Source organism: Chachezhania sediminis (assembly GCF_009765275.1).
GTDB classification, from domain to species: Bacteria; Pseudomonadota; Alphaproteobacteria; order Rhodobacterales; family Rhodobacteraceae; genus Chachezhania; species Chachezhania sediminis.
On sequence record NZ_VOPH01000006.1, the window covers coordinates 13,824 to 33,745 of the forward strand.

General features: G+C 65.8%; 16 protein-coding genes. 10 read left to right on the forward strand and 6 right to left on the reverse strand.

Annotated elements, in window-relative coordinates; all coding sequences use genetic code 11:
• Positions 1 to 73 precede the first annotated feature (73 nt).
• Genes FQK05_RS17635 through FQK05_RS17675 form a run of 9 tightly spaced genes read left to right on the forward strand, consistent with a single transcriptional unit; the run spans position 74 to position 10,279 of the window.
• The gene (locus FQK05_RS17635; protein ID WP_267902375.1) at positions 74 to 1,015 is read left to right on the forward strand and encodes an ABC transporter permease; all 942 of its coding nucleotides are present in this window, start codon (positions 74 to 76) and stop codon (positions 1,013 to 1,015) included.
• On the forward strand, positions 1,015 to 1,911 hold the full coding sequence (locus FQK05_RS17640; protein WP_158969294.1) for an ABC transporter permease: 897 nt from the start codon (positions 1,015 to 1,017) through the stop codon (positions 1,909 to 1,911). The genes FQK05_RS17635 and FQK05_RS17640 overlap by 1 nt, the downstream gene beginning before the upstream one ends.
• A 1-nt stretch (position 1,912) precedes the next feature.
• Positions 1,913 to 2,890: an ABC transporter ATP-binding protein gene (locus FQK05_RS17645; protein ID WP_158969296.1), complete on the forward strand. Its 978-nt coding sequence runs from the start codon at positions 1,913 to 1,915 to the stop codon at positions 2,888 to 2,890.
• Entirely contained in the window at positions 2,887 to 3,861 is a 975-nt protein-coding gene (locus FQK05_RS17650) for an ABC transporter ATP-binding protein (RefSeq protein ID WP_158969298.1), read from the forward strand. Before FQK05_RS17645 ends, FQK05_RS17650 begins: the two co-directional genes overlap by 4 nt.
• 30 nt (positions 3,862 to 3,891) lie before the next feature.
• Positions 3,892 to 5,478, forward strand: a complete 1,587-nt coding sequence (locus FQK05_RS17655; protein ID WP_199252699.1) for an ABC transporter substrate-binding protein — start codon at positions 3,892 to 3,894, stop codon at positions 5,476 to 5,478.
• 58 nt (positions 5,479 to 5,536) lie between these two features.
• On the forward strand, positions 5,537 to 5,887 hold the full coding sequence (locus FQK05_RS17660; RefSeq protein WP_158969300.1) for a hypothetical protein: 351 nt from the start codon (positions 5,537 to 5,539) through the stop codon (positions 5,885 to 5,887).
• A gap of 3 nt (positions 5,888 to 5,890) precedes the next feature.
• Positions 5,891 to 8,128 carry a N,N-dimethylformamidase beta subunit family domain-containing protein gene (locus FQK05_RS17665; protein WP_158969302.1) on the forward strand — a complete coding sequence of 746 codons (2,238 nt, stop codon included), beginning with the start codon at positions 5,891 to 5,893 and terminating at the stop codon, positions 8,126 to 8,128.
• A 2-nt stretch (positions 8,129 to 8,130) separates the two neighbouring features.
• Positions 8,131 to 9,429 (forward strand): amino acid deaminase, encoded by a 1,299-nt coding sequence (locus FQK05_RS17670; protein ID WP_158969304.1) that lies wholly within the window; start codon positions 8,131 to 8,133, stop codon positions 9,427 to 9,429.
• A gap of 31 nt (positions 9,430 to 9,460) precedes the next feature.
• Positions 9,461 to 10,279, forward strand: coding sequence for an SDR family oxidoreductase (locus tag FQK05_RS17675; protein ID WP_158969306.1), 819 nt, complete (start codon positions 9,461 to 9,463; stop codon positions 10,277 to 10,279).
• Here the strand turns inward: FQK05_RS17675 and FQK05_RS17680 are convergent.
• From FQK05_RS17680 to poxB, 6 genes are all read right to left on the reverse strand, one after another.
• A complete protein-coding gene (locus FQK05_RS17680; RefSeq protein ID WP_158969308.1) occupies positions 10,276 to 10,995 on the reverse strand; it encodes a GntR family transcriptional regulator in 720 nt (239 codons plus the stop codon). The two genes, FQK05_RS17675 and FQK05_RS17680, sit on opposite strands and share 4 nt — an antisense overlap.
• 249 nt (positions 10,996 to 11,244) lie before the next feature.
• The gene (mqo, locus tag FQK05_RS17685; RefSeq protein WP_158969310.1) at positions 11,245 to 12,732 is read right to left on the reverse strand and encodes a malate dehydrogenase (quinone); all 1,488 of its coding nucleotides are present in this window, start codon (positions 12,730 to 12,732) and stop codon (positions 11,245 to 11,247) included.
• 6 nt (positions 12,733 to 12,738) lie between these two features.
• Positions 12,739 to 13,125: a cupin domain-containing protein gene (locus tag FQK05_RS17690; protein ID WP_199252700.1), complete on the reverse strand. Its 387-nt coding sequence runs from the start codon at positions 13,123 to 13,125 to the stop codon at positions 12,739 to 12,741.
• Positions 13,122 to 14,378: a threonine/serine exporter family protein gene (locus tag FQK05_RS17695; protein ID WP_158969312.1), complete on the reverse strand. Its 1,257-nt coding sequence runs from the start codon at positions 14,376 to 14,378 to the stop codon at positions 13,122 to 13,124. The genes FQK05_RS17690 and FQK05_RS17695 overlap by 4 nt, the downstream gene beginning before the upstream one ends.
• Positions 14,378 to 15,835, reverse strand: a complete 1,458-nt coding sequence (fumC, locus tag FQK05_RS17700; protein WP_158969314.1) for a class II fumarate hydratase — start codon at positions 15,833 to 15,835, stop codon at positions 14,378 to 14,380. Before fumC ends, FQK05_RS17695 begins: the two co-directional genes overlap by 1 nt.
• 511 nt (positions 15,836 to 16,346) lie before the next feature.
• Complete coding sequence (gene poxB / locus FQK05_RS17705) at positions 16,347 to 18,092, reverse strand: ubiquinone-dependent pyruvate dehydrogenase (protein WP_158969316.1); 1,746 nt, start codon at positions 18,090 to 18,092, stop codon at positions 16,347 to 16,349.
• A gap of 431 nt (positions 18,093 to 18,523) precedes the next feature.
• On the opposite strand from poxB, the gene FQK05_RS17710 reads away from it, so the two are divergent.
• On the forward strand, positions 18,524 to 19,918 hold the full coding sequence (locus FQK05_RS17710; protein WP_158969318.1) for a cytochrome ubiquinol oxidase subunit I: 1,395 nt from the start codon (positions 18,524 to 18,526) through the stop codon (positions 19,916 to 19,918).
• The last annotated feature ends 4 nt before the right edge of the window (positions 19,919 to 19,922 follow it).

The following is a 19,922-nucleotide window of genomic DNA, read 5'->3' on the forward strand; positions in this document are numbered from 1 at the left end:
CCGCCCCAGAAAACTGTTGCGACTCGTTTTTTGATAGATCATATATACTATATCAAAATGAGGTATTTGCCCCGTGCTGAAGCTGGCGTTCAAACGCATCCTGATGACCGTCCCGGTGATGTTCCTTGTGGCGTTGCTGGTCTTCAGCCTTCTCTACCTCGCGCCCGGGGACCCGGCCGTCGTCTTTGCCGGCGACCAGGCGACACCGGAACAGATCGAGATGACGCGGCAGCGGATGGGGCTTGACCAGCCCTTCGTGCAGCGCTTCGGGACCTGGCTCCTGAACCTCGCGCAGGGGGATCTGGGCACGTCGCTCATCAGCAACGTCCCGGTCGCCAAGCTGATCGGGCAGCGGCTGGAGCCGACGCTGTCGCTGACACTCCTGACGCTGGTCTGGTCGGCGCTGGTGGCAATCCCCCTGGCAATCCTTGCCGCGTGGAAACGCGGGTCGCTGATCGACCGAGGCGTGATGCTGCTGGGGGTCGCGGGCTTCTCGATCCCGATCTTCGTGCTGGCCTACATCCTCAGCTACGTCTTCGCGCTGGAGCTTCGCTGGCTGCCGGTGCAGGGCTACAAGCCCCTGTCGGACGGGCTCTGGCCATGGTTCCGCAGCCTGATCATGCCGGCGGCGGCCCTGGGGGCAGGCTATGTCGCGCTGATCTCGCGCATCGGGCGGACCGCGCTGGTCGAGATCATGCAGCAGGACTACATCCGGACCGCGAAATCCAAGGGCGCTAATCCGCGGATCGTCCTTTTCCGCCATGCGCTGAAGAACGCGGCCGTGCCGATTTCGACGGTGATCGGCCTGGGCGTCGGCCTGCTGATCGGCGGCGCAGTGGTGACAGAAACGGTGTTTGCCCTGCCGGGTGTCGGACGCCTGACCGCCGACGCGATCCTGCGGCGCGACTACCCGGTGATCCAGGGCGTCGTGCTGCTGTTCTCTTTCTCCTACATGCTGATCAACCTCGCCGTCGATCTGCTCTATCCGATCTTCGACCCGAGGATCCGCTACTGATGACCCTCCGCAATCCCCCCATCGCCGAAGCCCTTCCCCCGGTCTTCGAAGAGCGCACGCCCCGCACCGGCCTGGCCGCGCTGATCCTTGGCAACCTGTCGACCTCCATCGGCCTGTTCGTCCTGTTCCTGCTGCTGCTGATCGCGATCTTCGCGCCCTGGCTGGGGACCGTCGATCCGTTGGCGATCGATCCCACGTTGCGCACCCGTCCGCCATCGGCCGACCATTTCTTCGGCACCGACAAGCTGGGCCGCGACCTGTGGAGCCGGGTGCTGTTCGGGACCCGCGTGTCCCTGATCGTGGGCTTCGCCGTGGCCGTTGCGGCGACCCTGCTGGGCGTCCTCCTGGGGATGGTGTCGGGCTATGTGCGGGTGCTGGACGGGCTTCTGATGCGGGCGATGGACGCCGTGATGTCGATCCCGTCGATCCTGCTGGCCATCGCGCTGGTCGCCCTGACCCGGCCATCGGTCCTGAACGTCATCATCGCGATCACGGTGGCCGAAATCCCCCGCGTCGCGCGCCTTGTCCGGTCCGTCGTGCTGTCGCTCAGGGATCTGCCCTACGTCGAGGCGGGCGTCGTCTCGGGCTCGTCGTCCGCGAAGATCCTGCGGCGTCACATCCTGCCCAACGCCATCGCCCCGATCATCGTGCAGGCCACCTATATCTGCGCCTCGGCCATGATCATCGAGGCGACGCTGTCGTTCATCGGTGCGGGCACCCCGGCGTCGATCCCCAGCTGGGGCAACATCATGGCCGAAGGCAAGGCGCTCTGGCAGGTGAAGCCGATGATCGTGCTGATCCCTGCGGCCTTCCTGTCGGTCACCGTGCTGGCCGTGAACATGGTCGGCGACGGTCTGCGCGACGCGCTCGACAGCCGGCTGGTGAAGGATGTCTGAAATGTCGCTTCTGGATGTTCGCAACCTGCAGACGCATTTCCGCACCAGGGGCGGCGTGAACCGCGCGGTGGAAGGTGTCAGCTTCCATGTCGACGCGGGCGAGACGCTGGCCATCGTCGGCGAAAGCGGCTGCGGCAAGTCCGTCACGTCGATGTCGATCATGCGGCTGCTGCCCGAAAACGCGGCCCGCAGCGCCGGAGAGATCCTGCTCAATGGCCGCAACTTGCTGGACCTGTCCGAGGCCCAGATGCGCGACGTCCGCGGGAACGAGATCGGCATGATCTTCCAAGAGCCGATGACCAGCCTGAACCCGGTCCTGACCGTCGGCGCGCAAGTGAAGGAGACGGTCGCGCTCCACCAGTCCATTCCGTCGGCCGACGTGCATGACCGCGCGCTGCGAATGCTGGAACTGGTGGGCATTCCCGATGCCGCGCGGCGGATGACGGAATACCCGCACCAGCTGTCAGGCGGCATGCGACAGCGGATCATGATCGCGCTGGCGCTGGTCTGCCAGCCGAAGCTCTTGATCGCGGACGAGCCCACCACGGCGCTGGACGTCACGATCCAGGCCCAGATCCTCGAACTCCTGCGGGACATCCAGCGGGAACAGGGGACCTCGATCATCCTGATCACTCACGACCTGGGCGTAGTGGCCGAGGCGACGGATCGCACCGTTGTGATGTATGCCGGCCGCAAGATCGAGGAAGCGCCGACCGCCACGCTGCTGGCCGCTCCGCGCCATCCCTATACCCAGGGCCTGCTGGCTGCCGTCCCCCGGCTGGGCGGCGACGGCTCGGGTCGTCTGGCAGAGATCCCGGGACAGGTCCCCGATATGCGCAAACCCATGACCGGATGCGCCTTTGCCAACCGCTGCGCGCAGGCGACCGATTTCTGCCGTGCCCATGCCCCCGCGCTGGAACGGAAGGCCCCCGGCCACATCGCCGCCTGCCACCTAGCCGAACCGGAGATCCTGGCATGACACCTCTTCTCAGCGTCCGGGGCCTGTCCAAGGAATACGAGGTCGGCCGCAGTCTTTTCGGCAAGACCACGAAGACCGTGAAGGCTGTGCAGGACGTCAGCTTCGACATCGCCAAGGGGGAAACCCTGTCGCTGGTGGGCGAAAGCGGCTGCGGCAAGTCCACCGTTGGCCGGGCCATTGCGGGCCTGCACGCCGCGACCGTCGGAGAGGTCCTGCTGGACGGCAGGTCCATCGCCGACACGCCCTCTGCCGGCTGGCACAGCCGGGTGCAGGTCGTCTTCCAGGATCCGTTCTCCAGCCTGAACCCGCGGATGCGGGTCCGGGACATCATCGCCGAACCGCTGACCAATTTCGGCAGCACGCGTGCGAAAACCGAGGCCCGCGTCAAGGAACTGATCGACCTTGTCCGCCTGCCCCGCGACGCGGGCGACCGGTTCCCGCACGAATTCTCGGGCGGTCAGCGCCAGCGGATCGGCATCGCCCGGGCGCTGGCGCCGAAACCGGAACTGGTGATCTGCGACGAGGCGGTCAGCGCGCTCGACGTTTCGGTCAAGGCGCAGATCGTGAACCTGCTGGCCGACCTGCGCGCCGAGCTTGGGCTGGCGCTGCTGTTCATCAGCCATGATCTGGCCATCGTCGATCACATCACCGACCGCGTCGCCGTCATGTACCTGGGCCGGATCGTCGAGATCGGGACGCGAGACGATCTTTTCGGTGCGCCGGTCCATCCCTACACGCGCGCGCTCTTGTCGGCGGTTCCGGTCGTCGACCCGGGCCAGCGGCGCGACCGGATCGTACTTCAGGGCGAACTGCCTTCGCCGCTGTCGCCGCCATCGGGCTGCGCCTTCCGCACCCGCTGTCCGCTGGCAGAGCCGGGCTGTGCTGGGAATGTCCCGGCGCTGACGGATGTCGGCCCGGGCCGGCAGGTTGCCTGCCCGGTCGTGACCCGAACGACCGCAGACGTGAACTGAACAAGAAGCACATCCAACAGGAGAAACGCCATGATGCGCAGAAGGCAATTTCTGAAAGGAACCGTGGGGGCTCTGGGCGCGATGGCTGCGCTGGGGGTCAGTGCGGCCGGTGCCCAGGACAAAAAGGTCCTGAAATTCGTGCCGCAGGCCGACCTGGCCGTGATCGACCCGCACGGCACGCCCGCCTATGTCACCCGCAACCACGCCATGATGGTCTATGACACGCTGTGGGGCGTCGATTCCGCCAACGTGCCGCAACCGCAGATGGTGGAAAGCGCCGAAACCTCGGGCGACGGGCTGACCTGGACAGTGACGCTGCGTGACGGTCTGATGTTCCACGACGACACGCCTGTGCGTGGCGCAGACGTGGCGGCCAGCCTGAAACGCTGGATGGCCAAGGACGGGTTCGGCAAGGCCCTGGCCGACGTCCTGACCGACCTGTCCGCGCCCGACGACAAGACCGTCGTCTTCAGCCTGTCCAAACCCTTCCCGCTGCTGCCGGACCTGCTGGGCAAGACCGCGTCCTATTCGACCGGCATCATGCCCGAACGGCTGGCCGTGACCGATCCAAACACGCCCGTGGCGGAAATCGTCGGCTCCGGCCCTTACCGCTATGTCGCGGAGGAGCGGATCCCCGGGTCGCTGAACGTCTACGAGAAGTTCGAAGGCTACGTCCCCCGCAGCGAACCGGCCGACAACATCGCGGGCGGCAAGGTCGCGCATTTCGACCGGGTGGAATGGTACACGATCCCCGATCCCGCCACCGCTGCCGCGGCGCTGCAGACGGGCGAGGTCGACTGGTGGGAACAGCCCACGCCCGACCTGATCCCGATCTTCGAAGGCACGGACGTGGACGTGAAGGTCAAGGACCGCAGTGGCAACCTGGGGCTTCTGCGGATGAACTTCCTGCAGCCGCCCTTCGACAATGCCGCCATCCGCGAGGTGGTGCTGAAGGCCGTGAACCAGACCAACTTCATGCTGGCGGCCGTGGGCGACAACGAGGAACTGTGGTCCGTCCCGCAGGGCATCTTCAATCCGGCCTCGGCCCTGGCCAGCACCGAGGGGTTGGAGACCTTCGTAGAGGAAAAGGACTATGAGGCGCTGAAGCAGGAACTGGTCGATGCCGGCTATAAAGGCGAAACCATCGTCCTGATGTCGACGACCGACTACCCGGCGATCCAGGCCTTCGGCGAAGTGGCCGCGGACATGATGCGCAAGATCGGCATGAACGTAGACCTGCAGGTGCAGGACTGGGCGACCATGGCCAGCCGGATGAAGAACAAGGGCGACATCGCCTCGGGCGGATACCACGCCTTCGGCAACTTCTCGGCCGGGGCTGGGGCGATGAACACCATGGCCCACACGTTCCTGCGTTCGGGTGCCACCGCCTTCGATGGCTGGCCGGACATCCCGGAAATCGAGGACCTGCGCATGGCCTGGCTGTCGGCAGAAACGACCGAAGAACAGGCCGAGATCGGCCGAAAGATCCAGGAGATCGCCCTGAAGCAGGTGCCCTTCGTGCCGCTGGGTCTGTTCTACTTCCCGACCGCCTACAAGGCGAACCTGGAAGGCATCCTGGAGACTCTCCCCGTCTTCTGGAACGTCGACCGCGTGTGACGCCCCCGCCGGTCCGGGTGTCCTCCCCGGACCGGCCCACTTTGCAGGACCCATCCCGATGCTTCGAACCGATCCGACGACGGCGCATTATCCCGTCGATCCCGCCCGGCTGGACCTGGCCCGGGAATTCCGCGCCGCCCCGAAGGGCCCGCACGGCCCCGAACTGCGGAAGCTGGTTCACCGCTTCCGCTGGTCCGGCATCGGCGGCCGCTGGTGCCTGATCACGGTCGAGGCCGGCGCCCGCTGGATGCTGGCCCTGCTGCCCGACATTCGTGGAGAGGAGATCCGGACTTTTCCGGACACTACATTCACCTCGCTCGAAGATGCCGAATGGCACGTCTTCCGCATCCGCTGGAAGGCGCACACGGGGCAGGACCTGCCCGAAGATTTCTCTGACACGGACGCCTGAGCCATGATCGATTCCACCAAGGTCGTGGGCTATGCCAGCCCGTGGAGCGTCGCCCCCGGCGATACCGTCCGCTTTCACCTGTCGTCCGAAGTGCTGGACCGAGCGCAAGCCCGGATCGTCCGCATTCGCTGCGCCGACAGTGACCGGAACGGGCCGGGCAAGAAGGTCGAACACGTCCTCTCGCCGCTGGATGGCGAGATCGCGCTGACCGATTGCCCGACATACAACGGCAGCTGGGGCAGGGTGCCCCCGTCGCCGACCCTGCGGGGCCTGAAGGAATTCAGCCTTGGCCTGTGGCTGTTCCCCACGCGCGTCACCGGTGCCGACCAGTCGGTCATGGCCCGCTTCGACGCCGCAACCGGCCACGGCTGGCGACTGTTCCTCGATTCCACCGGCCGCCTTGCGTTCCAGGTCGCGGCGGACGGCGAAAGCACCACCCTCACCACCGCCGAGCCCGTCTGCATCCGCGAATGGATCTTCGTTTCGGCAAGCTTCTCGGCCCCGGGCGGGCGGCTGGTGCTGGCGACCGAAAGCCTGGCCCCCGACGGTGGCCGCGCCAAGGCCGAAACACTGGAGGTTGAAATGCGGGTCCCCGCGCTCTGGCCCGATGACCTGGCGCTCAGCTTCGCCGCCTGCCTGTCGGGCCAGCCGGACGGGCCTGAAACGGTCCAGCATTTCAATGGCAAGATCGACCGGCCGCGCCTGCACGCGACGGCACTTGCACCGGCCGCGATCCGTGCCCTGGTCGAAACGGCCCACCCCGCCATTGGCGATCCCGACCTTCTGGGCGCCTGGGACTTTTCGCAGGACATTCCCGGGGACCGGATTGTCGACCTGTCGGCCCATGCGCTGCATGGGCACGTCCACCGCCTGCCCATGCGCGGCGTGACCGGCGCCAACTGGGACGGCACCCGCCGCAGCTGGACCGAGGCACCGGCCCAATATGGCGCGATCCATTTCCACGACGACGACATCGATGACGCGGCCTGGCCCGTCGCGGCGGAGTGGACGGTGCCCGAAGGCACGCGGTCGGGCTTCTACACGCTGGAAGCCAGCGCCGACCACGATGGCATCCGCACCGAAAGCCACATGATCTTCTTCGTCCGTCCGCCCCGGGGCACGACCACGGCCAAGGTCTGTGTCATTGCCCCCACGGCGACATACCTGGCCTATGCCAACAACCGGTCCCGGATCGACCAGACCCATTTTGAAGTCATGGCCGACGGCCTCATGGTCTTTGCCCCCGACGACATCTACGGGCAGAAACACCGGGAATACGGCAGTTCCGTCTACGACACGCACATGGACGACAGCGGGGTTTGCTATTCTTCGGCCCATCGTCCGATCCTGAACGGGCGGCCGTCGAACTATACCTTCAACTACGTCAACGACACGCACCTGCTGGACTGGCTGGAAGAGCAGGACATCGCCTACGACGTCGTGACGGACGAGGACCTGCACCGCGAAGGCGCAGGCCTGCTGGCGCCCTATCCGGTCGTCCTGACGATGACCCATCCGGAATACACGTCGAAACAGATGCTGGACGGGCTTCAGGCCTACCAGAACGGCGGCGGCCGGCACATGTACCTGGGCGGCAACGGCTTTTACTGGCGGATCGCCTTCCATCCGACGCGGCCGGGCATCATCGAACTGCGCCGCGGCATCACCGGCCTGCGCAGCTGGGAGGCCGAGGCGGGCGAGGATTGCCTGTCCTTTACTGGCGAGCCCTCCGGCCTCTGGCGCTCCGTGGGGCGTGCGCCGCAGCGGCTCACAGGTGTGGGCTTCTCGGCCCAGGTTTTCGACCGCTCGACTTTCTACCGCCGCCTGCCCGACAGCGATCTGCCCCGTGCCTCCTTCGTCATGGAAGGCGTGGATCCCGACGAACGGATCGGCGATTTCGGCCTGCGCATGGGCGGGGCCGCTGGTTTGGAGATCGACCGCGCCGACCCCGATCTGGGCACCTCGCCCGACGCGATGATCCTGGCCACTGCCGACCGCACCGGCCCCGGAGGCATCCCCGCGCCCGAGGAACTGCCGGCACTCTACCGCGGCTTTTCGGGCGAGGAGAGCAGCATCTCCCGCGCCGATATCGTTCTGACGCCGACGGCACGGGGCGGGGCCGTCTTTTCGGTGGGCTCCATCGCGTGGTGCTGTTCGCTGTCCCACAACGGCTATGACAACAACGTCTCGCGCATCACCGGCAACGTGCTGCGCCGTTTCCTCGATCCGGAGCCCGTCTGACAATGACCCCCTTTTCCCCCCGCCCGTGGGAAGCACCGCTTACCGCGCTCGACAAGGGTATTCCCTTGTTAGCGGCCCCCCTGCCGCTGGATCGGGTCGCCGCGCAGGGTTGGTCGCTGGCGGCCGAGGATCTGCCCTTGCCGGCGGCCCTCCTGCGCAGCTCGGCACTGGAAAACAACAGCGCCTGGATGCGCAGGTATCTTGACCGGACCGGAGCCTCAATCGCGCCACATGGCAAGACGTCGATGGCGCCGGCACTCTTCGACCTGCAGATGCGGGACGGTGCCTGGGCGATCACAGTCTCGACCCCCCAGCATGTCGCGGTGGCGCTGGCCTGCGGCTATGACCGTATCTTCATGGCCAACCAGTTGGTCGGGCGCCGCGGCATCGCCGATGTCCTGTCCGGGCTGAAGGCGCATCCCGAGGCTGACTTCTTCTGTCTTGTCGACGACCCGGCCAATGTCCGCGCGCTGGCACAGGCGGTGCGGGACATCCAGCCGGGACGGCCGCTGAAGGTGCTGGTGGAACTGGGCTATGACGGCGGGCGCACCGGCTGCCGCAGCGTGGTGCAAGCGCTGGACCTGGCGCGGCTGGTCCATGCCCAGACTGGAATGCTGGAGCTGGCGGGGATCGAAGGCTTCGAAGGCCTTCTGAAGAACGACGGCACGCCCGAGGTCCTGGCCCAGGTGGAACAGTTGCTGTCCGGCATGGTCGACCTGGCCCGCATGGCCGATGCCGAAGACCTGTACTCCGGGCCCGAGGTACTGCTGTCGGCCGGGGGATCGTCCTATTACGACATCGTGGCGGCGCGGCTTTCGGCGGCGAACCTGTCGCGTCCGGCCCGGGTGCTGATACGGTCGGGCTGCTACATCACCCATGACAGCCACATGTATGTCCGCGCCCGCAATGCGCTGGCCCGGCGAGATCCGGACCTGGCCTCGACCGGAGACCTGCAACCGGCACTGGAGGTGTGGGCCCTTGTCCAGTCCCGACCCGAACCCGGCAAGGCGATCGTGGCATTCGGCAAGCGCGACAGTTCCCACGACGACATGCCGATACCGCTGAAATGGCTTCGGCCGGGGCTGCACGACCAGCCGGTCCCGGCGCCGCCCGGCGCACGGGTCGACCGGCTGAACGACCAGCACTGCCACCTGATCATTCCACCCGACAGCCCGCTGCAAGTGGGCGACATGCTGGGGTTCGGCATCTCGCATCCCTGCCTGACCTTCGACAAGTGGCGCGTGTTGCTGCTGGTCGACGATGCCTACCGGGTCACCGGCGCGATCAGGACATATTTTTAAGGGCCCCGACGCGGGCGAAGGAAGGAAGACCATGACGGAACGACAGGTGGTGATGATCACCGGCGGGGCCAGCGGCATCGGCGCCGCGACCGCTGCACAGCTTGTGGCGCAGGGTGCGCGGGTGATCATCGCCGACATCGACGCCGACCGCGCCGCCGCGACGGCCGCACAGCTGGGATCGTCGGCCCGGGCCCGGACGCTCGACATTACGTCCGAAGCCAGCTGGACCGCCGCGCTGGACGAGATCTGGGCGACCGAAGGCCGGCTGGACGTGCTGGTGAACAACGCGGCCATCGTGCACCCTGGCTGGGCGCGGGACCTTTCGGTCCGGCAACACATGCAGACGATGCAGACGAACTGCATGGGAGCAATGACCGGCATGATGCTAGCCCTGCCGCGGATGACGGCACAGGGCTTCGGCCATTTCGTTACGGTGGCCAGCATGGTGGCCTTCCTGCCCTATCCGGGCCTGTCCAGCTACGCCGCGGCCAAGCATGCGCTGCGCGCCTTCCATGTCGCCCTGGCGCTGGAAGAACGCGACAGCCCGCTGGATTTCACGCTGGTTTACCCGGGATCCACCGAAACGCCGATGCTGGATAAGGAGTCGCACTTCGACGCTCTCGCCCTGGCCTTCGCGGGCACGCCCAGCCTGCCCGAGGTCGTAGCCGAAGAAATCGTGACCGCAATCCAAACCCGCCCGGCCGAGGTCTATCTGCCGCCCGAACGCGGCGCGCAGGTGCGCAGCCTGGGGACCGACATCGCCGCGCTGGACCGCTATGTCACGGACTCGGTCGCCGTAGGGATGCAGAAACTGCAAGACCGTCGCCGACGGACGAGTATCGCGCCCTAGACGGCGTCGCGCTTGCGCCCCTTGCGCGCCTCGTCCCGGGCGCGCAGGTGATTCAGGATCCGGTTCGACCCTTCCATCAGGTCCTGCACCAGCTGTTCGCCCGCCTCGGACGGGGATCGGCGGCGCAGCGCGTCGATGATCTGAAGATGCGGGTTCGCCGCGGAAGATGCCTGCCGGATCGCCGGGTACTGTGCGTTCACGACGGGACCGGCCAGCAGCCACAGCGTTTCGATGGTGCGGACCAGAACGTCGTTCTGGGTGGCAGTGTAGATCGCGAAGTGGAAGTTCTGGTTGGCAATCAGCGCCGCGCGCCAGTTCTCGTCTCGCTCGCCCGCCTGGAAACGGTCGTGGAAGGCTTCCAGTTCCGCCAGCTTGTCCTCGGCGATCCGCGCCGCGGCCAGTTCGCCCGCCAGCCGTTCCAGCGGGATCCGGGTCTGGCGGATCTGCAGGTAGCGCTCAACGTCGATCTCGGGCACGCGCGGCTGGTACCCGGTCCGCAGTTCCAGCGCACCTTCGCGGACCAGCTGGAACACCGCCTCGCGCACCGGAGTGGCCGAGATGTCGAGACTGGCCGCCAGCTTGCGGATGGACAGCTTCGTGCCGGGTGCATGCAGCCCGGACATGAGCTCCAGCCGGAGATGCCCGTAGACCTGTTCCGACAGGCTGTCCCTGCTGAGGTCGAGTACAACCTTCGGCGCATCCGGTTCGTTTGTCACAGAAGATACGTCGGCCTTTGGTCCGGGTGATTTAGGTATCCCGAACTTATATCAGCCATGCAGGGCAGGACAAACCAAAGATGCTACCAGCCCGTCATCGTGAAACAGCCGGGAAATTCCAGCTTCCGGTGGCCCAACGTTGGGGAGCAGGGCAGTCATCGGTCGGTGTGCTGGCCCCGGCTTGAAGTGGATGTCGCGGGGCAATCGCGGGTCCGGACCGGGGGCAAGTACCCCGGCCCGGTTCCTGCATCAGACGTAGTGAAGGTTCAGCACCTTGGCCGTTGCACTCCGGCTTGCGCGGCAGGCATCGGCGTCCTGCTTCAGATCGATGCCATAGGTGGGAATGATGGTCTTCAGCTTTGCGGCCCAGCCGTCATGGGCCAGCTTGTCGTCAAAGCATTTCTGCAGGACTTCCATCGCGATGAAGGCCGCAGTCGATGCGCCGGGCGAGGCGCCCAGAAGCGCCACGAAGGACTTGTCGGCACTGGCCACGATCTCGGTCCCGAATTCCAGCTTGCCGGTGTGCTGGGGGTCGGGCTTGATGATCTGGACCCGCTGACCGGCCACCGCCTCGGTCCAGTCTTCGCGCTCGGCCTGCGGGAAGAAGTCCTGCAGCACCGCGAACTGGTGGGCCGAGGTCTGAAGCACCTGGCCGACCAGGTATTCGCTCAGCTCCACATTGTCGCGGGCGACGGCCAGCATTGGCAGGATGTTCCCGGGACGCACGGATTCGAACAGGTCGGCATAGGACCCGTGCTTCAGGAACTTCGTCGAAAACCCGGCGTAGGGTCCGAACAGGATCGACCGCTTGCCGTCGACGATGCGGGTGTCCAGGTGCGGGACGGACATGGGCGGGGACCCGTGCGCGGCCATGCCATAGACCTTGGCGTGGTGGCGTTCGCTGACGGCATCGACATCGCAGCGCAGCCAGATGCCGCTGACCGGAAAGCCGCCATAGCCCTTGCCTTCCGGGATGCGGGATTTCTGAAGGATCTCCAGCGCGCCGCCGCCGGCCCCGACGAAGACGAAGCCGGCCGTGATTTCCTTCAGGGTGCCGTCGGCGCGGTCCTTGACCTTGATCATCCAGTCCTTGTCGCCCTGCCTTTCGACATGGACGACGTGGTGCTTGTAGTTCACCGAAACGCCCGGCTGCTTTTCCAGGTCCGCCATCAGCAGGCGGGTCAGCGAGCCATAGGACACGTCCGCCCCGGTGATCATCCGTGTCGCCGCCATCGGTTCCGACGTGTCGCGTCCTTCGATGATCAGGGGCGCCCATTCGGCGATCTGGGCCGGGTCTTCGCTGTATTCCATGCCGTGATAGCAGTGATGTGCCGACATCTCTGCATGCCGGGCCTTCAGGAAGGCCACCCGGTCGGCGCCGTGCACAAAGCTCATGTGCGGGCAGGCATGCAGGAATTCCTGCGGATCGGGGATCGCGCCCTTGGTCACAAGATAGGCCCACAACTGGCGGGACAGGTCGAATTCGGTGTTCACTTCCAGCGCTTCCGAGATGTCGATGCTGCCATCGGCGCGCTGGGGCGTATAGTTCAGTTCGCAATTCGCAGCGTGGCCGGTGCCGGCATTGTTCCAGCTGGCTGAACTTTCCTGCGCGCAGTCGGCCAGGCTTTCATAGATGCCGATGTCCAGCGACGGCTCCAGTTCCTTCAGGACGGTGGCCAGGGTTGCGGTCATGATGCCCGCGCCGATCATGACAATGTCGTGGGTGTCGGATGCCATCAGGAATCACTCCGCCGGTTTGAATTGCAGGTCGACGCCGTCTTCATAGACGACATAGGCGCGCCGCCAGGGTTCGTCGCCGATCAGCTTCCAGGTATGGCCGCTGCCGCCGTTGTCCTGTGCCAGAAGGATGTCGCCCGGCTTGATGATGAAGGTCGCGCCCGACTTCACCTGGAATTCCAGCGTGCCGGACAGCGTGATGACGAAGCGCGGCACCGGGTCCTGGTGCCATTCGAAGGACCCGCCGGAACTGGTTTCCTGAAACGATACTTCCTTGGCCGGGACAGGCAGGCCCACGGCGTCGCCGCGCATGCCATCCTTCATGTCGATGAAGCCTTCCTCGAACAGCGAGTTTCCGTCCTCGCCCGTCCACATGCGCACGCAACGTATCATTCCGAACCTCTTTTGTGACCTGGAAACAGATGGGATGGCAGGGCCAGCGCCATGCAGAGGCCGATGGCGATACCTGCGGTGACAAGGATCGCGGTGACCATCAGCGACGCGGTTTCCGCGACCAGCGGCAGGGGCGCGTCGGCCCCGGCCTTCATGATCGCCAGCCCGCCGATGCCGGCGCGGAACCCGAAGGCACCGGGGATCATCGCCACGACGCCCGGGAAGGCAAAGGCCACGGGCGGCATGTCGAAATGGCTGCCCGCGGCCCTGGCCAGCAGGCTGGCGGCGAAAGACCCCACCAGCGAGGCCGCGGCCAGGTCCAGCCCGTAATGCAGGACCAGCGTCCTGAGGCCATGGCCTACCATCGCGGCCAGCACGCAGGCCCAGGCGGCCCTGAGCGGCACGTTGAACAAAAGCGCAAAACCCACGCCGGCCAGGGCGGAGAACAGGAAATCCTCTGCCACCGGCAGCAGGGTCAGGGTGCCGCCCACGGGGATCTGGTCGCCCGCCAGGCTGGCGGCCAGGAACAGGCCGAAGGCGATGGCCAGGATGGTGGCCGCCCCCATGGTCAGGCGGGACAGGCCAAGCGCCACGTGGTTGTCGAACAGATCGCGGACCCCGTTGATCAGCGGCGCGCCGGGCACAAGGATCATGCCCGCGGCCACCAGGACCAGCGTCGGCGCTGCTTCGGGAAAGGCGCGCATCGCCAGCGCGCCGGTCAGCCCGCCGCCGAAGGCCGCGATCGCCGACATGGCCAGCGGATGCGTCCCGCGGCCGTTCATCCACTGGCGCAGGAACTGTGTGACGACGCCCACCAGGACCGAGACCGTCACCACCGCCCAGTCCGCCCCGAAAAGGCGGGCCAGTGCGGCCGCCGTCAGCCCCATGCCGGCCATGACCAAAAGCCGCGGATAGTGGTGCCCGTGGTTTTCCACCCGGTCGAAGGCGGCATCCAGCGCCCGAAGGTCCGGCCCGTCGGGCCAGGGGGCGCGGCGGATGTGCTGAAGTTCGGCCAGCACGCCCATGTTCACGGCCATGCCCTTCAGGTGATGGCCCATCCGCGTGTGAAAACCTTCGGGACCTTCCACCGTCAGGATCAGGCCTTCGGCGGTGACCATCACCCGGCAGTCCTGCCCAAGGCGTCGGGCAAAGACCGTGACCGCGTCCTGCACGCGTTCTGCCCCTGCGCCATTGGCCAGCATCAGCCGGCCCAGGCGCAGGGCAAGGTGGGCGATCTGGCCCTGCCGGTCCATCAGGCGCCCGCCAGGCCCTTGCCCACCATGCCCAGCGGATTGACCGTCTTGTCGAACAGTTCCTCGTCCACGTGACCGGATGCCAGCGCCGCCTGTTTCAGGGTCAGCCCTTCGGCAATCGCGGTTTCGGCGATATGGGCCGCGTTCTGGTAGCCGATGACCGGCGACAGCGCGGTGACCAGCATCACGCTGCCGTCGACATAGGCCTGGATCTTGTCGCGGTTCAGCTCGGTCCCTTCGACCGAGTATTCGCGGAACTTCTCGCACCCGTCCGCAAGGATCCGGGCGGAATGCAGGAAGTTGTTGATGATGACGGGACGCATCGCATTCAGTTCGAAATTGCCCTGGCTGCCGGAAATGGCGACGGTGCTGTCGTTGCCCATGACCTGGATGCAGATCATCACCATCGCTTCGCATTGCGTGGGATTGACCTTGCCCGGCATGATCGATGACCCGGGTTCGTTGCTGGGCAGCAGCAGTTCGGCAAAGCCGCAGCGCGGGCCCGAGGCCAGCCAGCGCATATCGTTGGCGATCTTCATCAGCGCCACGGCCAGGTTCCGAAGCGCGCCATGGGCCCGGACCATCGCGTCGAGCGAACCCTGCGCCGTGAACTTGTTTGGCGCGGTGATGAAGGGCTTGCCTGTCAGCGTCGCGATTTCGGCCGCGACATCGGCGGCAAAGCCCGCGGGCGCGTTCAGGCCGGTGCCGACCGCCGTGCCGCCGACCGCCAGCTTGTAAAGGCCCCCTCGGCTCGCCTCGATCTCTGCGATGGCATCACGGATCTGGCCGGCCCAGCCGTGCCATTCCTGCCCCACGGTCAGGGGCACGGCGTCCTCCAGATGGGTGCGGCCGATCTTGACCACGTCCATCCAGCCATCGGCCTTCTTCTCGATGCACTCGACCAGCGCGGTGACCTGCGGGATCAGCACCGCGTCGATCTGGTCGACGGCGGCGATGTGCATGGCGGTGGGGAAGGTGTCGTTCGACGACTGGCCCATGTTCACGTCGTCATTGGGGCCCACGGGATTTTGCGTGCCCAATGTTCCCCCCAGCAGCTGAATCGCCCGGTTGGAGATCACCTCGTTCACGTTCATGTTGCTTTGCGTGCCGGACCCGGTCTGCCAGACGTACAGCGGATAATGATCGTCCAGATCGCCCCTGATGGTTTCGTCCGCCGCCCGGATGATCGCGTCGCGCTTCCAGTCGGGCAGGCGGCCGGCCTTGGCGTTGACCAGCGCGCAGGCCTTCTTGACATAGCCATAGGCGTGATAGACCGCCTTGGGCATCTTGTCGTCGCCGATGGAAAAGTGCTGCAGCGACCGTTGGGTCTGTGCGCCCCAGTAGCGGTCGGCGGGGACTTCCACGTCGCCCATGCTGTCGAATTCGCGGCGTTTGCCTTCGGCGGACAGGCCGACAGGCAGGTCCAGCAGGGCAGGGGTATCCGAAGTGTCCGTCATGTCGTCCCTTTCCAGTGCATCGGGCGGCAAAATCTGCCGGTGACCGTGACCAGCGGCGCTAGGCATCGGCGCGGCCGGTCCATTCCGTTCAGCGAAGGACAATCCGGCGCAAGGCCGGACCGCGTGATCTGTTCCCTGTCATCTGTGCCTGTGTCCTCCCATGTGCCGTGTGTCTTCGGTCCGGATCATGGATTTGCCTGAACCAGAACCGGCCGTGACCCTTTTCTGACATGCACGCTATAGAAGCACCGGGCGGCGCGCCAGTAAGGCGAACATACAAACCTATGCTTTTTCCCGAAATCGGGGAATGCCATGAAGTCAACGGGATAGGCCTTGCGCGGGCGGTCTCCATGCCCTTTTCCGGCAAGGCGTTGGCGGGGGCGAAAGGCCGGGGTCACGGCCATCCCCCGGCCTGCTGCCGCAGTTTCGACCACGCGACATGATCGCGTGGCCAGGCCAGCATCCCGCGCCCCTGCCGTCGCGGGCTGCAGCAGGGATGACAGGGCAACGATCACCGTTTCCCGAACAGCCCCGTCTGCCGCAGGTTGGTGCGCGCGATCTCGACCAGTTCGTCGCCCCGGCCGCTCATCACCGCCTTCAGCGCGAACAGGCTGAAGCCCTTGGCCTGTTCCATTTTGATCGACGGCGGCATCGACAGTTCCTGCTTGGCGGTGCGGACATCCAGCAGCACCGGCCCGTCATGGGCCATCGTGTCCTTGACCGCCTGTTCCAGCGCGTCGGGGTGTTCGACCCGGATGCCCTTGATCCCGATCGCCTCGGCCATGGCGGCGAAGTTCGGGTTGTCGAGATCGGTATTGGCGTCGAGATAGCCCGAGGCCTTCATCTCCATCGCGACGAAGCCCAGTGTGCCGTTGTTGTATACCACCAGCTTCACCGGCAGTTTCAGCTGGCGCAGCGACAGCACGTCGCCCATCAGCATGGTGAAACCGCCGTCGCCCGACATAGACACGACCTGCCGGTCGGGAAAGGCCGCCTGCGCGCCGAGGGCCTGCGGCATCGCATTGGCCATGGAACCATGGTTGAACGATCCCAGCAGCCGGCGCTTGCCGTTCATCTTCAGGTATCGCGCGGCCCAGACCGTGGGCGTGCCCACATCCGCGGTAAAGATCGCGTCCTCGGCCGCGTGCTCGCTCAGCAGCCGGGTCAGGTGCTGGGGGTGGATCAGCGGGTCGTCCTTGCCGGCATAGGCCAGGTCGTCCAGGCCTTTGCGCGCCTTGGCATAGTGCGCCTTGGCATTGTCCAGGAAGGTCCGGTCGTCCTTGCGCTTCAACCTTGGCATCAGCGCGGTCAGGGTCGACTTCACGTCGCCCACCAGCCCAACATCCACGGCACGGCGGCGGCCGATGGCCTCGGGCCGGATATCGATCTGGGCGACCTTGGCCTTTTCCGGATAGAAGGGCCGGTAGGGGAAATCGGTCCCCAGCATCAGCAGCGTGTCGCAGTTTTCCATGGCGTGATAGCCGGAGGAAAAGCCGATGAGCCCAGTCATGCCGACATCGAAGGGATTGTCCCATTCGATATGTTCCTTGCCGCGCAGCGCATGGACCGAGGGCGCGCCCAGAAGGTCGGCCAGGGCCACCACCTCGTCATGTGCGCCGGCGGTGCCGCTGCCGCACAGAAGGGTCACGGCACCCGCATCGTTCAGCAGATCGGCCAGCAGGTCCAGGTCGGTATCGGCCGGGACGATCCGGGGCGGCTTGGCGAAATTGATCTTCGCGGGTTTCGACGGGGCGGGCTTCAGCGATACGTCGCCCGGCAGCACGATAACCGCCACGCCCTTCTTGTCGACCGCGGTGCGGATCGCGGTCTCCAGGACGCGCGGCAGCTGCGCCGGATTCGACACCAGTTCCACGTAATGACTGCACTCGCGGAACAGCTCCTGCGGGTGGGTTTCCTGGAAATACTGCAGGCCGATCTCGGTTGAGGGGATGTGCGAGGCGATGGCCAGCACAGGCACGTGGTTCCGCTGGCAGTCGAACAGACCGTTGATCAGATGCAGGTTGCCCGGACCGCAGCTGCCGGCGCAGACCGCCAGCTTGCCGGTCACCGCGGCCTCGGCCCCGGCGGCAAAGGCGCCCGCCTCCTCGTGACGGACATGCATGAACTCGATCTTGCCTTGCCGCAGCAGGCTGTCGTTGATCCCGTTAAGGCTGTCGCCCGTCACGCCCCACATGCGGGTGACGCCGATCTGGGCAAGAACGTCGGTGATGTAGTCTGAACAGCTGGTTCCGGCCATCGCGGGCTCCGTTCTCTGGTGTTGTGGACCCGCGGGCGGCGGCGCCGTCCGGATCCGGTTGTCTGCCTTGGGTCCCGGGCCCGCACCGGCACGGCCTGCTGCCATCGCGAAGCGGGCCGTACGGAACCGGCTGATTTCCTAGATACGCGCCGCAAGTGTTTAGACAAAGTGAAAGACGGCATGCGCCGCGTGCATGGTGCACGGTAGGCGCCCAATAGTGACCGGCCGGCCGTGGGGGCCCCGCGCCGGTCCGCGACGGGCGTGGGTATTCCCCGGCCGTACTGTTCCCGGTCGCGTCCGGTGCCGAAAGCCTTGCTTCGGAATGAGATTTGCGGGCACAAAGGGTTATCAGAAGACATCCGCGCGGCCCTTTTCCCGACAATAGATTTCACGTTGTCGCCGGTCTTGAACAAAGAAATTTCGGAGGATCCGTGGAATTCGATCCTGTCATCCTGTCGAGACTGCAATTCGCATTCGTCGTCAGCTTTCACATCATCTTTCCCGCTTTCACCATCGGCCTTGCCGCCTGGCTTTCGACCATCGAAGGCATGCGGTTCTTCACGGGCAAGCCGGTCTATCGCCGGGTCTTCGATTTCTGGCTGCGGATCTTTGCGGTCAGTTTCGCCATGGGGGTCGTGACGGGGATCGTCATGGCCTTCCAGTTCGGCACGAACTGGAGCGTTCTGGCCGAAAAGACCGGATCCATCCAGGGCCCGCTTCTGGGTTATGAATCCTTCACCGCCTTCATGCTGGAGGCGACATTCTTCGGCGTGATGCTGGTCGGCCGCCAACGCGTCTCGCCCGGGTTCTACCTGTTCGCCTGCTGCATGGTGACGCTGGGCACGATGTTTTCGTCCTTCTGGATCCTGGCCAACAACACCTGGATGCAGGTACCCGTGGGCTACGAGATCGTGGACGGCAGGATCATCCCCACCGATTGGAAGGAAATCGTGCTGGGATCGATCATGATGATCCGCTGGCCCCACATGCTGCTGGGGGCCTTCCTGACCACCGCCATGTGCGTGGCCGCGACCGGCGCTTGGTACGTCCTGCGCAATGTCCACCGCGAGGAAGCGCGCGTCATGCTGCACTGGGGCCTGGGTCTGGCCGCGGTGCTGATCCCGGTCCAGATGTTCTTTGGCCACCTTGCGGGTCTCTACGTCTACGAGCACCAGCCTGAAAAATTCGCCGCGATCGAGGCACGCTGGGAGGACGAGACCCCGGGCAGCGAGGTCTGGATCGCCTGGCCCGACCGCGAACAGAAGCGCAACCTGTTCGCCATCCAGACCCCCGGCATCGGCAGCCTGATCGCCACCGGCAGCTGGGACGCGCCCATGAAGGGCCTGGAATCCTTCCCCGAGGAGGACTGGCCCCCGGTGGTCATCCCGTTCTTCGGCTTCCGCATCATGGTGGGGATGGGTCTTCTGATGCTGGGCATCTCGTGGCTGGGGAACCTCCTGCGCCTGCGGGGACGGCTGGAAAGCAACCGGCTGTTCCTGTGGGGCACCTTCCTGGCCTTTCCCAGCGGATTCATCGCCGTCCTGACAGGCTGGTACACGGCCGAAGTCGGCCGCCAGCCTTGGGTCGTCTACGGCCTGCTGCGAACCAGCGACGCGGTCACGCCGTCGCTGACGACAGGGGATGTCGTGATCTCGCTGATCCTCTACATCTTGGTCTATTTCATCTTCGTCAGCTTCGGGATCTGGTACATCTACAAGCTCTTGCGGGCAGGGCCGATGGGGCCGGTCCAGCCGGTCGATGGTGCACCGGGCGCGCGCCCGCTGGCCTTTGCCGGCGATGCGGACCGGCGGCAGGGAAGGGACTGAGACC

Bases quoted from the DNA above. Each gene is read 5' to 3' on its own strand.
- FQK05_RS17695 (WP_158969312.1), bottom strand. From the start codon at position 14,378: ATGGACCGGCAGGGCCAGATCGCCCACCTTGCCCTGCGCCTGGGCCGG.
- FQK05_RS17690 (WP_199252700.1), bottom strand. From the start codon at position 13,125: ATGATACGTTGCGTGCGCATGTGGACGGGCGAGGACGGAAACTCGCTG.
- FQK05_RS17650 (WP_158969298.1), top strand. From the start codon at position 2,887: ATGACACCTCTTCTCAGCGTCCGGGGCCTGTCCAAGGAATACGAGGTC.
- FQK05_RS17660 (WP_158969300.1), top strand. From the start codon at position 5,537: ATGCTTCGAACCGATCCGACGACGGCGCATTATCCCGTCGATCCCGCC.
- FQK05_RS17665 (WP_158969302.1), top strand. From the start codon at position 5,891: ATGATCGATTCCACCAAGGTCGTGGGCTATGCCAGCCCGTGGAGCGTC.
- poxB (WP_158969316.1), bottom strand. From the start codon at position 18,092: ATGGCCGGAACCAGCTGTTCAGACTACATCACCGACGTTCTTGCCCAG.
- FQK05_RS17675 (WP_158969306.1), top strand. From the start codon at position 9,461: ATGACGGAACGACAGGTGGTGATGATCACCGGCGGGGCCAGCGGCATC.
- FQK05_RS17655 (WP_199252699.1), top strand. From the start codon at position 3,892: ATGATGCGCAGAAGGCAATTTCTGAAAGGAACCGTGGGGGCTCTGGGC.
- FQK05_RS17670 (WP_158969304.1), top strand. From the start codon at position 8,131: ATGACCCCCTTTTCCCCCCGCCCGTGGGAAGCACCGCTTACCGCGCTC.
- mqo (WP_158969310.1), bottom strand. From the start codon at position 12,732: ATGGCATCCGACACCCACGACATTGTCATGATCGGCGCGGGCATCATG.
- FQK05_RS17645 (WP_158969296.1), top strand. From the start codon at position 1,913: ATGTCGCTTCTGGATGTTCGCAACCTGCAGACGCATTTCCGCACCAGG.
- FQK05_RS17640 (WP_158969294.1), top strand. From the start codon at position 1,015: ATGACCCTCCGCAATCCCCCCATCGCCGAAGCCCTTCCCCCGGTCTTC.
- fumC (WP_158969314.1), bottom strand. From the start codon at position 15,835: ATGACGGACACTTCGGATACCCCTGCCCTGCTGGACCTGCCTGTCGGC.